Annotated in this window: 15 protein-coding genes; 3 read left to right on the forward strand and 12 right to left on the reverse strand. The window is 63.9% G+C overall.

The window, feature by feature from the left end:
• The 9 genes from BLR24_RS28670 to BLR24_RS28710 form a co-directional block, all read right to left on the reverse strand.
• Positions 1 to 90: GTP-binding protein (locus tag BLR24_RS28670; RefSeq protein WP_038111923.1), on the reverse strand; the 90-nt coding region annotated here is incomplete at its 3' end.
• 195 nt (positions 91 to 285) lie between these two features.
• Entirely contained in the window at positions 286 to 2,385 is a 2,100-nt protein-coding gene (gene fusA, locus BLR24_RS28675; protein WP_093023825.1) for an elongation factor G, read from the reverse strand.
• A gap of 96 nt (positions 2,386 to 2,481) precedes the next feature.
• Positions 2,482 to 2,955, reverse strand: coding sequence for a 30S ribosomal protein S7 (rpsG, locus tag BLR24_RS28680; RefSeq protein WP_093023827.1), 474 nt, complete (start codon positions 2,953 to 2,955; stop codon positions 2,482 to 2,484).
• Between the two features lie 150 nt (positions 2,956 to 3,105).
• Positions 3,106 to 3,483, reverse strand: a complete 378-nt coding sequence (gene rpsL, locus BLR24_RS28685; RefSeq protein WP_013543948.1) for a 30S ribosomal protein S12 — start codon at positions 3,481 to 3,483, stop codon at positions 3,106 to 3,108.
• A 172-nt stretch (positions 3,484 to 3,655) separates the two neighbouring features.
• Entirely contained in the window at positions 3,656 to 4,825 is a 1,170-nt protein-coding gene (locus BLR24_RS28690) for a D-alanyl-D-alanine carboxypeptidase family protein (RefSeq protein ID WP_093023829.1), read from the reverse strand.
• 41 nt (positions 4,826 to 4,866) lie between these two features.
• The gene (locus BLR24_RS28695) at positions 4,867 to 5,505 is read right to left on the reverse strand and encodes an alpha/beta hydrolase (RefSeq protein ID WP_093023831.1); all 639 of its coding nucleotides are present in this window, start codon (positions 5,503 to 5,505) and stop codon (positions 4,867 to 4,869) included.
• A gap of 72 nt (positions 5,506 to 5,577) precedes the next feature.
• Positions 5,578 to 5,931 (reverse strand): (2Fe-2S) ferredoxin domain-containing protein, encoded by a 354-nt coding sequence (locus BLR24_RS28700; protein ID WP_093023833.1) that lies wholly within the window; start codon positions 5,929 to 5,931, stop codon positions 5,578 to 5,580.
• A 44-nt stretch (positions 5,932 to 5,975) separates the two neighbouring features.
• Positions 5,976 to 7,091 (reverse strand): VanZ family protein, encoded by a 1,116-nt coding sequence (locus BLR24_RS28705; RefSeq protein WP_093023835.1) that lies wholly within the window; start codon positions 7,089 to 7,091, stop codon positions 5,976 to 5,978.
• A 9-nt stretch (positions 7,092 to 7,100) separates the two neighbouring features.
• A complete protein-coding gene (locus BLR24_RS28710) occupies positions 7,101 to 7,529 on the reverse strand; it encodes a CopD family protein (RefSeq protein WP_093023837.1) in 429 nt (142 codons plus the stop codon).
• Between the two features lie 371 nt (positions 7,530 to 7,900).
• On the opposite strand from BLR24_RS28710, the gene hemB reads away from it, so the two are divergent.
• Positions 7,901 to 8,890: a porphobilinogen synthase gene (gene hemB / locus BLR24_RS28715; protein WP_093023952.1), complete on the forward strand. Its 990-nt coding sequence runs from the start codon at positions 7,901 to 7,903 to the stop codon at positions 8,888 to 8,890.
• 64 nt (positions 8,891 to 8,954) lie between these two features.
• A complete protein-coding gene (locus BLR24_RS28720) occupies positions 8,955 to 10,109 on the forward strand; it encodes a magnesium transporter CorA family protein (protein WP_093023839.1) in 1,155 nt (384 codons plus the stop codon).
• 81 nt (positions 10,110 to 10,190) lie between these two features.
• On the opposite strand, the gene BLR24_RS28725 is transcribed toward BLR24_RS28720, so the two are convergent.
• Positions 10,191 to 10,559, reverse strand: coding sequence for a DUF4148 domain-containing protein (locus tag BLR24_RS28725; RefSeq protein ID WP_055798257.1), 369 nt, complete (start codon positions 10,557 to 10,559; stop codon positions 10,191 to 10,193).
• A gap of 249 nt (positions 10,560 to 10,808) precedes the next feature.
• On the opposite strand from BLR24_RS28725, the gene BLR24_RS28730 reads away from it, so the two are divergent.
• The gene (locus BLR24_RS28730; protein ID WP_093023840.1) at positions 10,809 to 11,714 is read left to right on the forward strand and encodes a LysR family transcriptional regulator; all 906 of its coding nucleotides are present in this window, start codon (positions 10,809 to 10,811) and stop codon (positions 11,712 to 11,714) included.
• Between the two features lie 42 nt (positions 11,715 to 11,756).
• Here BLR24_RS28730 and BLR24_RS28735 read toward each other — a convergent pair whose 3' ends face one another.
• Both BLR24_RS28735 and BLR24_RS28740 read right to left on the reverse strand, forming a co-directional pair.
• Positions 11,757 to 12,440 (reverse strand): dienelactone hydrolase family protein, encoded by a 684-nt coding sequence (locus tag BLR24_RS28735; RefSeq protein WP_093023842.1) that lies wholly within the window; start codon positions 12,438 to 12,440, stop codon positions 11,757 to 11,759.
• A gap of 53 nt (positions 12,441 to 12,493) precedes the next feature.
• On the reverse strand, positions 12,494 to 13,099 hold the full coding sequence (locus tag BLR24_RS28740; RefSeq protein ID WP_093023953.1) for a 2-hydroxychromene-2-carboxylate isomerase: 606 nt from the start codon (positions 13,097 to 13,099) through the stop codon (positions 12,494 to 12,496).
• Between the last annotated feature and the right edge of the window lie 69 nt (positions 13,100 to 13,168).

Below are 13,168 nucleotides of genomic sequence, written 5' to 3' on the forward strand. Positions count from 1 at the left end.
CGCCGTCAGCGTGGTCTTGCCGTGGTCGACGTGACCGATCGTGCCCACGTTCACGTGCGGCTTGGTGCGGGTGAATTTACCTTTTGCCATTTTTCAATCCTTGAAAGAGCATTCCCGTGTATTGGTTTTATGTCTGCACCCGATTGCTGGTTCGCCTCGCACGGGAACGTGGCGGCACCGGATCGCAGACAAAGAGAGCCGCGCACTGCGTGACCCTGCATTCTTTTAATCAGTTGGGGACAGAGCAGATTTGCTGCGCAAATCCTGGTCTGTCCCGCAAAGACATTACTTAGCGCGAGCTGCCACGATGGCTTCTGCAACGTTGCGCGGAGCTTCAGCGTAGTGCTTGAACTCCATCGTGTACGTGGCACGGCCTTGCGACATCGAACGCAGCGTGGTCGAGTAGCCGAACATTTCCGACAGCGGCACTTCGGCCTTGATGGCCTTGCCGCCACCGATCATGTCTTCCATGCCCTGCACCATGCCGCGACGTGACGACAGGTCGCCCATCACGTTGCCGGCGTAGTCTTCAGGCGTTTCGACTTCCACGGCCATCATCGGCTCGAGAATCACGGGGCTGGCCTTGCGGGCGCCTTCCTTGAAACCGAAGATGGCGGCCATCTTGAACGCCATTTCGTTCGAGTCCACGTCGTGGTACGAGCCGAAGTGCAGCGTGACCTTGACGTCGACAACGGGGTAGCCCGCCAGCACGCCCTGGGTCAGTGCTTCCACAACGCCCTTTTCCACTGCGGGGATGTATTCGCGAGGAACCACACCGCCCTTGATGGCGTCGACGAACTCGAAGCCCTTGCCCGCTTCCTGCGGCTCGAGCTTCAGGATGACGTGACCGTACTGGCCCTTGCCGCCCGACTGGCGAACGAACTTGCCTTCGGCATCTTCGACGGTCTTGCGGATCGTTTCGCGGTAGGCCACCTGGGGCTTGCCCACGTTGGCTTCCACGCCGAACTCGCGCTTCATGCGGTCCACGATGATTTCGAGGTGAAGCTCGCCCATGCCGGCGATGATGGTCTGGCCCGATTCTTCGTCGGTCTTGACGCGGAACGACGGGTCTTCCTGTGCCAGGCGTTGCAGGGCGATGCCCATCTTTTCCTGGTCGACCTTGGTCTTGGGCTCGACGGCCTGGGAGATCACCGATTCCGGGAACACCATGCGCTCGAGCGTCAGGATGGCGGCGGGATCGCACAGGGTTTCGCCCGTGGTCACTTCCTTGAGGCCAATACAGGCAGCGATGTCGCCGGCGCGGATTTCGCTCACTTCGACGCGATTGTTGGCGTGCATCTGCACGATCCGGCCGATGCGCTCTTTCTTGCCGCGCACCGGGTTGTAGACGCTGTCGCCCTTGGTCAGCACGCCGGAATAGACGCGAACGAAGGTCAGCTGGCCGACGAACGGGTCGGTCATGAGCTTGAATGCGAGCGCGGAGAACTTCTCGTCGTCGTCGGCCTTGCGGGTCGTCGGCACTTCGTCTTCGTCCATGCCCTTGACCGGCGGGATGTCCGTCGGTGCGGGCATGTATTCGACGACAGCGTCGAGCATGGCTTGCACGCCCTTGTTCTTGAAGGCCGAGCCGCACAGCATCGGCTGGATTTCGCCGGCGATGGTGCGTTGGCGGATCGCAGCCTTGATTTCGGCTTCGGTCAGCTCATTGCCTTCGAGGTACTTGTTCATGAGCTCTTCGCTCGCTTCGGCAGCGGCTTCGACGAGCTTTTCGCGGTACTCGGCACACACCTCGGCCAGGTCGGCCGGGATTTCACCGTACTTGAAGGTCACGCCCTTTTCTTCGTCCCAGATGATCGATTTCATCTTGACGAGGTCGACGATGCCCTGGAAGCGCTCTTCGGCGCCGATCGGGATCTGGATCACGACGGGGTTGGCCTTCAGGCGGTCCACCATCATCTGGCGCACGCGCAGGAAGTCGGCGCCGGTGCGGTCCATCTTGTTGACGAACGCGAGACGCGGAACCTTGTACTTGTTGGCCTGGCGCCAGACGGTTTCGGACTGGGGCTGCACGCCGCCGACCGCGTCGTACACCATGACCGCGCCGTCCAGCACGCGCATCGAGCGCTCGACTTCAATGGTGAAGTCCACGTGGCCGGGGGTGTCGATGATGTTGATGCGGTGTTCGTCGAACGTGCCCGCCATGCCCTTCCAGAAGCAGGTGGTGGCAGCCGAGGTGATCGTGATGCCGCGCTCTTGCTCTTGCTCCATCCAGTCCATCGTGGCGGCGCCATCGTGCACTTCACCGATCTTGTGGTTCACACCGGTGTAGAACAGGATGCGCTCGGTCGTCGTGGTCTTGCCGGCGTCGATGTGCGCGGAGATGCCGATGTTGCGGTAGCGCTCGATGGGGGTCTTGCGGGACATGATTTACTTTCGGGTTAAATGCGTTGAGCGCTGGGCCTTGAGCCCGGGCGACATCGCCCGACACTCAACACCCAACGCCCAAGCGAAGTTTGATTCTTAGAAGCGGAAGTGGCTGAAAGCGCGGTTGGCTTCTGCCATGCGGTGCACTTCGTCGCGCTTCTTCATGGCGCCGCCACGGCCTTCCGTGGCTTCCATCAGCTCGTTGGCCAGACGCAGGGCCATCGACTTTTCGCCACGCTTGCGGGCGGCTTCCTTGATCCAGCGCATCGAGAGCGCCAGACGGCGCACCGGACGCACTTCGACCGGCACCTGGTAGTTCGCACCACCGACGCGGCGCGACTTCACTTCGACCATCGGCTTCACGTTGTTGATGGCAACGGTGAAAGCTTCGAGCGGGTCCTTGTCAGGGTTCTTCTTTTCGATGAACTCGAGCGCGCCATAAATGATGCGCTCGGCGATCGCCTTCTTGCCGCCTTCCATGATCACGTTCATGAACTTCGACAGCTCGACATTGCCGTACTTGGGATCCGGCAGGATTTCACGTTTGGGGACTTCGCGACGACGTGGCATGTTACTAACCTCTTTGCTTCAGTTGGCACCGTTTCCGGCACCGCGAGAGCCATTCCGGACCCTCACTTACTCGACCCGACATTGGGTCACTTCGTTCGATGTGCCCGCCAAGGCAACCGAACACCGTTTGTTTTTTTACGACAGGAAGGCTTAAGCCTTCTTGGGGCGCTTCGCGCCGTACTTGGAACGCGACTGCTTGCGGTCTTTCACGCCTTGCAGGTCGAGCGAGCCGCGCACGATGTGGTAGCGAACACCGGGCAAGTCCTTGACACGACCGCCGCGAACCAGCACAACGCTGTGTTCCTGCAGGTTGTGGCCTTCGCCGCCGATGTAGGAAATGACTTCGAAGCCATTGGTCAGACGGACCTTGGCAACTTTACGAAGCGCCGAGTTGGGCTTCTTGGGCGTCGTGGTGTAGACGCGGGTGCAGACGCCGCGGCGTTGCGGCGAGTTCTGCATGGCAGGGCTCTTCGAATTGATCTTTTCGACCGTTCGACCCTGACGCACCAGTTGATTGATGGTTGGCATGAATGAATTAGTCCCAAAACACCCCGGTCCTGGCCCTGAAGCCGTCCTTTCCTTGACGTGACGCAAGGAAAGGAAACCGGGAATAACGAAAACGTGAAACCCTTCGGAAAATTCCGAAAAGCCCACGAGTATAGCAGTCGACCCCGCCGTCAGCAATTGCTACGCGCTGGCTTCACTTGATCCAGAGTCGAACGGCATCCCAGGCGCGGCCAAAAATACCCGCCTGCTCGACGCCCTCGAGGGCCACCAGCGGCACATCGGCCAAAGGCTGGTCGTCCAGGGTCACCTTGAGCGAGCCCACGGCCTGGTACTTGGTAAACGGCGCCACCAGCGGATCGGGGCGCGCCACCTGGGTCTTGATCTTGTTGGCGGTACCCGTCGGTACCGCGACCACGATCGCTTCCGGACGGCCCAGCTTGAGCGTATTGGCCTTGCCCTTCCAGACCGCCGGCGTGGCAGCGGGCTGGCCGGCGTCGAACAGGCGCACGGCGTCGTAGGCCGTGTAGCCCCAGTTCAGCAGTTTTTGCGACTCGTTGGCGCGCACGGTTTCGCCCGACGTGCCCAGCACGATCGACAGCAGGCGGCGGCCGCCGGTCAGGTTGGGAAAATCGCGCTTGGCGGTGGCGATCATGCAGTAGCCGGCCGCCTCGGTATGGCCGGTCTTGAGGCCGTCGACAGTCGGGTCGCGGAACAGCAGCAGGTTGCGGTTGGTGTCGTTGGTCGAAGGCGTGCCGGGGTAGCGGTACTTCTTGATGGCGTAGTACTTGGCTTCCTCGGGGAAGTCGCGAACCAGGCGCGTCGCAAGAATGCTCAGGTCGCGCGCCGTGGTGGTGTGGCCGGGCGCCGTGAGGCCCTCGGGGTTCTTGTAGGCGGTGTTCTTCATGCCCAGCGCCTTGGCCTGCGCGTTCATGAGTTCGACGAAATGCTCCACCGTGCCGCCCACGCCTTCGGCCAGCGCCACCGTGGCGTCGTTGCCCGACTGGACGATGAGCCCCTTGATCAGGTCTTCGACCGGCACCTGCATCTTCGGGTCGATGAACATGCGCGAACCGGGCATCTTCCAGGCGCGCTGGCTGACGGGCATGGTCTGGGTCAGCGTGATCTTCTTGGCGCGCAGCGCGTCGAAGACGATGTAGGCCGACATCAGCTTGGTGAGCGAGGCCGGCTCGACCGGGCTGTCGATGTCCTTCTGGGCGAGGATCTGGTTGGCCGTGACGTCGAGCAGCAGATAGCTGCGCGCGGCAATTTCCGGCGGTGCCGGCACCTGGGCGGCGGCAATCATGCAGACCGAGGCGGCGGCGCTCAGCACCAGGGCGCGAAACGCGTCAAGAAAACGATTCATGGGAGAGATTGGGAGAAAACGAAAACAAGCCCGCAGGGCTTTCACGCGATGCCCGCGCGCAGATGGCGGACGACCAGACTTTTGAGCAGCGGCAATTGTCCGTGAAAGAAATGGCCGCCCCCGGGGACAACCGTGACAGGAAGTGACTGCGGCCGCGCCCAGTCCATGACGGCCGACAGCGGCACCGTGTCGTCGGCTTCGCCGTGGACCACCAGCGTGCGCTCGTGCGCGTCGGCCGGCAGCGTGGCCACGGCAAAGCGCGAGGCAGCAGTTCCGACCAGAACGAGCTGCCGAATGTCGCGCGACGCCCAGAGCTTTTCGGCCGTGCAGCTCGCAACGAAGGCGCCGAACGAAAACCCGGCAATGGCCAGCGGCCCCTCGGGAGCGAGTTGTTCGACGACGTTCAGCATGTCTTCGCGCTCGCCGCGGCCTTCATCGTGCACGCCTTCGCTCGCACCCACGCCGCGAAAGTTGAAGCGCACCGCGGTCCAGCCGCAGGCGACGAATGCACGCGCCAGGGTCTGCACCACCTTGTTGTCCATGGTGCCGCCGAACAGCGGATGCGGATGGGCGATGACCGCGATGCCGCGCGCGCCATCGGCTTCGGACGGCTGGTCGCGCTGCACCTCGATGACGCCGGCGGCGCCTTGGAGGCGGATCTTTTCGGTCTGGGAGTTCATGGGGCTGGGAATGGAACGGCCCGGCGGCGGCAGGCTGGGTGGACGGTACGAGCGCGGGACTTCCGGAAAAGTTCAGCGGCCGACATCTGGCGGCAGCACGAGGCGTTCGACGACATTGCCGTTCTTCAGATGCGACTCGACGATTTCGTCGATGTCTTCGGCATCGACGAAGGTGTACCAGACCGCCTCGGGGTAGACCACCGCCACGGGCCCGCCCGCGCAACGATCGAGACAGCCGGCCTTGTTGACCCTGACCTTGCCCGGGCCGGCCAACCCCGCCTCCTTGACCTTTGCCTTGCAGCGGTCGAAACCTTGCTGGGCGTTGTGCAGGGCGCAGCAGTCTTCACCGTTCTTGCGCTCGTTGAGACAGAAGAAGATGTGGCGGCCGTAGTAGCCGTGCGGCGCGGCGGGAGTGGAACTGGGCATCCATGGATTTTAGTGACGCCCGCCATGCGCCATCGAGCACGCTCTCAACCGGCCTGGCGTCCGCGGCGCGACAGCGCGGCCACCACATAGGCCAGCACCGCGAACGGCCACACCCAACCCAGCCACTGCGCCAGGCCGTGAAAGCGGATGAAGCGCCCCTGCTCCCAGGTGGCCAGGGTCTGCGCGAAATACGCGCTCTCGGGCGCCTGGTTCAAAAGGCTCAGCTGGATCACCAGGCCCACCAGCAGCAAGGCCGCGCACAGCCGGCGCGGCGCCCCCAGCAGCAGCATGCCCGCAATCAAAGCACTCGCAATGCCGACCTGCACCGGCAGGCCCAGCCAGGCCCACGCATGCTCCGGTCCGTAGCTCAAGGCCGCCGACAGCGCCGAGGCGCCAATGCCGGCCAGCAGCGTGAGCGGCAGCAGCACGGCGCGACGGGCCACCGTGCGCGTCACCAGGAAGGCCAGCAGGCAAGGCACCAGGGCACCGAGCATCACGCACAGCAGTTCGGCAGCGGGCACCAACGGCTCGAGCTCGAACTGGCGAAGCGGCATCCAGTCGATGAAAGGCGTGTCGAGCAGCCACTCCGAGATTGCGACCTCGAGCCGCTCGAACACCTGGCCGAGCCCGAAGGTCACGGCTGCCGGAAACAGGAGCGCGATGGGCCACAGCGCCAGCAGCACCAGCGCGCCGCGAGACTCTTCGACGAACCATTGCGAGCGCGTGCGGCTCCAGTGCGCCACCGCGCCAAGGCGCTCCAGCCCCACCGCCAGCATCGCCCCCAGAAGGGCGCCGGAGGTGTTCAGCCCCAGGTCGACATTGGAAGGAATGCGCGCCGGAAGATAGCTTTGCAGCGTCTCCATCGCAAAAGCCACCGCTGCGCCGGCCACGGTTGCGCGCAGCATGGCTCGCCAGACGCTCGCGTCGCGTCGCGTGCGCAGCACGGCCAGCGCGCAAAGAAAGCCGAAGGGCACGTAGCCGCCGACATTGATCGCGAAATCGAACCCCGTCCAATACTTGGGCCACGACGCCGACAAATAGGCCCAGGGTGCAATGCCCTGGTCGCGCCAGTCGGCGAACGGATAAAGGCTGGCATAGACGATCAGCGCCGCATAGGCGAGCGCAAGGGGCAGCGCGGCGGTCTTGTGCTGCGTCTCCACCTTGGCGGCTCAGAACGGCTTGACGACCACCAGCACCACGATGCCCAGCAGCAGCAAGACGGGCAGTTCGTTGAACCAGCGGTACCAGCGATGGCTGCGCTGCTGGCCTCCGGCCACGAAGCGGCGCAGCAGCACGCCGCACCCATGGTGATACCCGACGGCGGCCAGGACCAGCGCCAGCTTGGCATGCATCCAGCCGTTGCCCGGTCCGCGTCCGATGCCATAGCCCAACCAGAGCCAAAGACCAAAACCCAAGGCCGGAATGGCCAGCAAAGTCGTAAACCGCAACAGCTTGCGCGCCATCAGCAGCAAGCGCTCACGTTCGGCAACGGACTCCGGCGGCACCATCGCCAGATTGACGAATATCCGGGGCAGATAGAACAACCCCGCGAACCAGCTCGCAATGAAGACGATGTGAAAAGATTTGACCCAGAGCATGGCGGCAGTTTAGTGGCCGGCCGCGCTCTTCCGGCCTTTGCCTGCCGGCACGGACGCAGCAGGCAAAAAAAAGCCCGACGTCTGCACGTCGGGCTGGGAAGCCCTTTTGCTGTCACACATCAAGGCACCCGCTCAGGGAGGAAAAGCGGGGAGCGGCAAGCCGCCCGCTTCAGAATTTAACAAAGACGAAACAAGGTTTCAAGCGAAACGGCCACTTTCTTTGACATTTCCGCGCAAAAAAAGAGAACCTTCGGTCTACCAATTTGAAAGGTGATCAGGGGGCCTTCTCGCAGGACGGCCCGTACGTGGATTGGCGCTTCAGGCACAATTTTCCGCTTATGACGACGCCCTCCTCCTTCTCCTCCTTTGCCATGTACCCCGCCGGCCGGCCGCGCCGCTTGCGCCGCGATGCCTTCACCCGCAATCTGGTCAGGGAGCATGCGCTGACGGCGCACGATCTGATCTATCCCGTGTTCGTGCAGGAAGGCGAGAAGAAGCGCGATGCCGTGTCTTCCATGCCCGGCGTGGACCGCCTGAGCCTCGACCTGCTGCTGCCGCTGGCGGAGCAGTGCGTGGAAGCCGGCATTCCGGCGATGGCGCTTTTTCCAGTGATCGATGCTGGACTCAAGACACCGTCGGGCGACGAAGCCTTCAACCCCGAAGGGCTGATTCCCCGGGTGGTCGCGGCGCTCAAGTCGCGCTTTCCGGAACTCGGCGTGATGACCGACGTGGCGCTCGACCCCTACACCAGCCACGGGCAGGACGGCCTCCTCGACGACACCGGCTACATCCTCAACGACGCCACCGTCGAGGTGCTGGTGAAGCAGGCGCTCGCGCAGTCGCAAGCCGGCGTGGACATCGTGGCGCCCAGCGACATGATGGACGGCCGCATCGGCGCCATCCGCAGCGCGCTGGAGGCCCGCGGCGACGTTCACACCCGCATCATGGCGTACAGCGCCAAGTACGCCAGCGCTTTCTACGGCCCGTTCCGCGATGCCGTGGGCTCGGCCGCGACGCTCGGCAAGAGCAACAAGAAGGTCTACCAGATGGACCCGGGAAACAGCGACGAGGCGCTGCGCGAAGTCGGGCTCGACATCGCCGAGGGCGCCGACATGGTGATGGTGAAGCCTGGCATGCCCTACCTGGACATCGTGCGCCGCGTGAAGGACGAATTCCACGTGCCCACCTTCGCCTACCAGGTCAGCGGCGAATACGCGATGCTCAAGGCCGCCGCGCAGAACGGCTGGCTCGACCACGATGCGGTGGTGCTCGAAAGCCTGCTCGCTTTCAAGCGCGCCGGCGCCGACGGCGTTCTCACCTACTTCGCACTTGACGCTGCACGTTTGCTACAAAAACAATAGCTCAACACCTTCGGGGTCCGAGGGCGGGCCCGACCGGCAATGAAAGAGAGCAACAAGGCGGCCCATGCGAATCATTGAAATCAACCGCTCGCAGGTGAGCGAGCACCAGGCGCTGGCGCCGCTCACGGTGCCGGGCGCATGCGGCGCGCAAGGCTATCTCTGGATCTCGCTGACGCGGAACGAGTTTCGCGCCTCGCTGCCGGAAGTTCAGCAGATCCTGCAGTCGCTCTGCCTCACCCAGCTGGTCGACCTGCACGTGGCCGACCTGCTCAACGACCAGTTGCCGTCGCACTTCGACTACACCTCGAAATACGACGTGCTGGTGTTCCGGCGCCTCTCGAGCGGTCCGGGCCAGGCGGCCGCGGGCAATGGCAAGGACGCCGGTGGCGGCGAACCGCCCCTTGCCGGGCGCCGCGGCCCCCCGGTGCTGCGCCGGGTCGACACCCGACCGGTGGGTTTCGCCGTGTTCGACCGCGTGTTGCTCTCGGTTCACCCCGAGGACGGCGTAGTGCGCGACGCCTTTGCCGCCCGGCTGCTGGCGGCCGGGTCGCCCGACGACCAGGGTGCCCCGGCGCTCGACGTGCGCGCCACCTCGGCCCGCGTGCCGACCGGCACCGCCGACCTGATGCTTCGGGTCATCAACCAGATCGTCGATGGCTATCTGGACATGCGCCGCGAGCTCACCCGCCAGCTCGACCACTGGCAGACCGAGTTGATCGATCCGCGCAGCCGCTTCACCAACTGGGGCGCGCTGATGGAAACCCGGCAGTCGCTGCATCACCTGGACGAAATCTGCGAGGACCAGCGCGCCGCCATACAGGACTGGATCGATTTGCTCGAAACTCTGCCGTCACCGAAAGGCGAAGCAGAGCAGCGCGAGCGGGAACTGATCATGGTGCGAAGCCGCGACGTGCTCGAACACATCGAGCGCGTGGTGCATCACGTGCGCCGGCTCGAGCAGAACGCGGAAACCGCGGTGCAGATGCATTTCAGCGTCCAGGGCCACCGCGCCAACGACATCATGCGGGTGCTCACCGTGCTGACCGCCATCTTCCTTCCGCTCAACCTCATTGCCGGCATCTTCGGCATGAACTTCGAGTTCATTCCGCTGGTGCACAAGGCAGACGGTTTCTGGATCGCGATGAGCGCAATGTTGGCCATCGCGGTGCTGCTGGTCGTGATTTTCTGGCGCAAGCGCTATCTCGCGCGCACACGCTGACCCCTGCCCAACAAAAAAGCCACGCTTTCGCGTGGCTTTCTTTTTAAAAGCAGTCCCGAAGGGCCCGCCTTTCTTGCCGGCTTACTTGGCGACGGCGCCCGAGCCTTGTTGGGCTTGAACGCGTGCGTCCATCGGGTGGGCCATCGTCGAGACGACCTTGCTGTTGACGCGCGAACCCGAGCTCACGTTCTGGTCGGGAGCGTAGGCGGTACGGACCGCTTCGGCTTCGACGAGCGAACGCTCCTTCGACACGGCGACCGTTTCCGGGCCGCGCGAACCGCGGGTCACGTTCTGGTTCGGAGCCGCTGCGGTGCGCACGGCTTCGGCGTTCACTTCGTCACGGCTCTTGGTCGAGACGGCGGTGTTCACGCCATCGTAGCTTTCAGCTTGGGCGCCGGTGGCGGCCAACAGGGTCAGGGCGGCGGCAGCGAGGATGTGCGAGGTCTTCATTTTCAGTTCCTTGTGTTCGTTGGATGGTTCGTCCACCAGGCTCGCTCGTTCGCTCACCTGTGCGGCGAGTTTCCAACTGAAACAGCCGCGCAAAACACGTGGAACAGAGACACCGTGTTTCCTCTATTGAAACAATGACAGCCCGAAGGCATGCCTTCGATTGAGTGAGCGCTTCGCGGCTGCACAAGCCGGTCTTCCCGAAAAATCAACGCATGCCGATCCTGAAACGGAAACAATGGGCACTTTGACATGGACAGTCTCGATCTGATCAGAACCTTCCGGGAGGTTGCTTCGCAGGGCAGCTTTTCGCACGCGGCCAAGAAGCTCGACATGTCGAAAGCCACCGTCAGCAAATACGTGGCGGAGCTTGAAACGCGCTTTGGCGTGCGCCTGCTCAACCGCTCCACGCGTTCGGTGAGCCTGACCGACGCCGGCCAACTGCTGCTCGAACGCAGCACGCCGGTTCTCGAGATGGTCGAGCTCACCCAGGCCGAGTTGCAGGAGCGCGCCAGGCAGCCCGGCGGGCGCCTGCGGATTTCGGCCCCGCACGGCATGGGGAACGGCGAATTTCCGGGCCTTTTGGCCGACTTCATGCGCTACTACCCCGATGTGAGCATCAGCCTGCAGCTGACCAACCGCACGGTCGATCTCGCGGAGGAAGGCATCGACGTCGACATCCGCAGCGGCCCGGTCGCGGATGCCAACCTGATCGTGCGCAAGCTGATGCTCATGGAGATGGTGGTCTGCGCATCGCCGGTCTACTGGAAGAAGCACGGCAAGCCCGAGCATCCGCGCGACCTTGCCGGCCACGAGGCGCTCACGCATTCGTTGCTGGGCGCGCAGCCGGTCTGGCGCTTCGACGATGGCGGCCAGCCGCTGGACGTACCGGTCAAGAGCCGCATGGACTGCACCGAAGGCGCGCCGCTGATCCGGGTCGCGATGCGCGGCTTCGGCGTGATCTACCTGCCCTCGATCCTCGTGCAGTCGCACATCGACCAAGGCGAACTGGTGCCGGTGCTGCAGGACTATGCGCGCAAGGACATGTGGCTTTCTGCCGCCTACCTGCAGCGGCGCCACAACAGCGCCGCGCTGCGCGCGCTGCTCGACTTTCTCCAGACCCGCGTCGGCAAAGGGCCAGGCTCACAAAAGAAATAGAAAAGCCCGGCACGGGCCGGGCTTCGCTTGGCGCAGGCTCGTTCAGCCGACGTGCTTGGCAAAAAACTCCAGCGTGCGCGTGCGCGCGAGCTTGGCGGCCTCGGCGTTGTACGAACCGCGCTGGTCGCAGTTGAAGCCATGGCCCGACTCGTAGACATGCACCTGAACCTCGGGATGCGCCTTCTTGAAGGCTTCGATGGTGTCCAGCGGAATCCAGTGGTCCTGATTGCCGAAATGCGCCAGCACCGGGACCTTGGGCTGGCGCGCGGTTTCTTCCGGCGTCGTCATTCCGCCGCCGTAGTAAGGCGCCGCGGCGGCAATGCCCGGAACCAGGCTCGCGGCGCGCCAGACCAGGAGGCCGCCCCAGCAATAGCCCACGATGCCCACCTTGCCGGCCTTGGCCGCATAGGCCACGGCGGCCTCGACGTCCTGCAGCACGCCGGGCGCGGGCAGCGCCTCGACCGCGGTCTTCAGCGCAAAGCCGGCCTTCATGTCCTCGTCGCTGTAGCCGAGCTCGACGCCGGGCTTCACGCGATGAAAGGTCGAGGGAGAGACGGCCAGGTAACCGTCCGCCGCATAGCCGTCGGCCACCGATCGGATGTGCGAGTTGACGCCGAAGATTTCCGGCACCACCACCACGGCGCCCCGCGGCTTGCCGGCAGGTTCGGCCACGTAGGCCGGGAAGACGAAGCCGTCCTTGGCGGTGAGATCGATGAATTGACCCATGGTTGTCATGCTCCTTGATAGCGAATGAGTTGAATCGAATGAAAGGGTTGCCGCTAGCGCTTTTGCTGCAGCGCGCGCTCGACGAAATCGAGCCGGTCCTGGCCCCAGAATATCTCGCCGTCGATGACATAGCTTGGCGCACCGAACACCTGGATGTCGATCGCTTCCTGGGTGTAAGCCTCGTAACGCTCCTGCACGGCCTGGCTCAGCGACTGCTCCGTGCGCTTGGGCGGCAGGCCGCATTCCGCGACCAGCGATTCGAGCACCTTGGGGTCGCCGATGTTGCGCTCCTGCACCCATACCGCTGCAAATATTGCGCCGCACACGCGCATGGCGACATCGGTGCCGTCGTGCAGGTCGACCGCGATGATCAGCCGCGCCGCATCGTCGCCCGACACCGGAAAAAATTTGGGCTTGAGGTTCAGCGGCAGATCGAGGTGGCGCGAAAAACGCGCCAGTTCGACCAGCCGGTAGGCTTGGCGCTGTGGTGCCCGCTTGCCGAGGGGCAGCCCGCCCGAGATCGGATAGACGCTGCCCAGGTCGACGGGCCGCACGCGCACCGTGGCACCCGCCGCGGCCGCGATGGCGGCGAACCGGGCATGCCCCAGATACGTCCATGGGCTCTGTGGCGCAAAGTAATAGTCGATCGTATGGCTCATGCGCTCGCCCTCGATGATGTAATCCAAGCGAACGGTTTTAACTGACACGCAGTTTTTGTGCAGGAGGTC

Origin of the sequence: Variovorax sp. OV700, from assembly GCF_900099805.1 — a bacterium.
Classification (GTDB): domain Bacteria; phylum Pseudomonadota; class Gammaproteobacteria; order Burkholderiales; family Burkholderiaceae_C; genus Variovorax.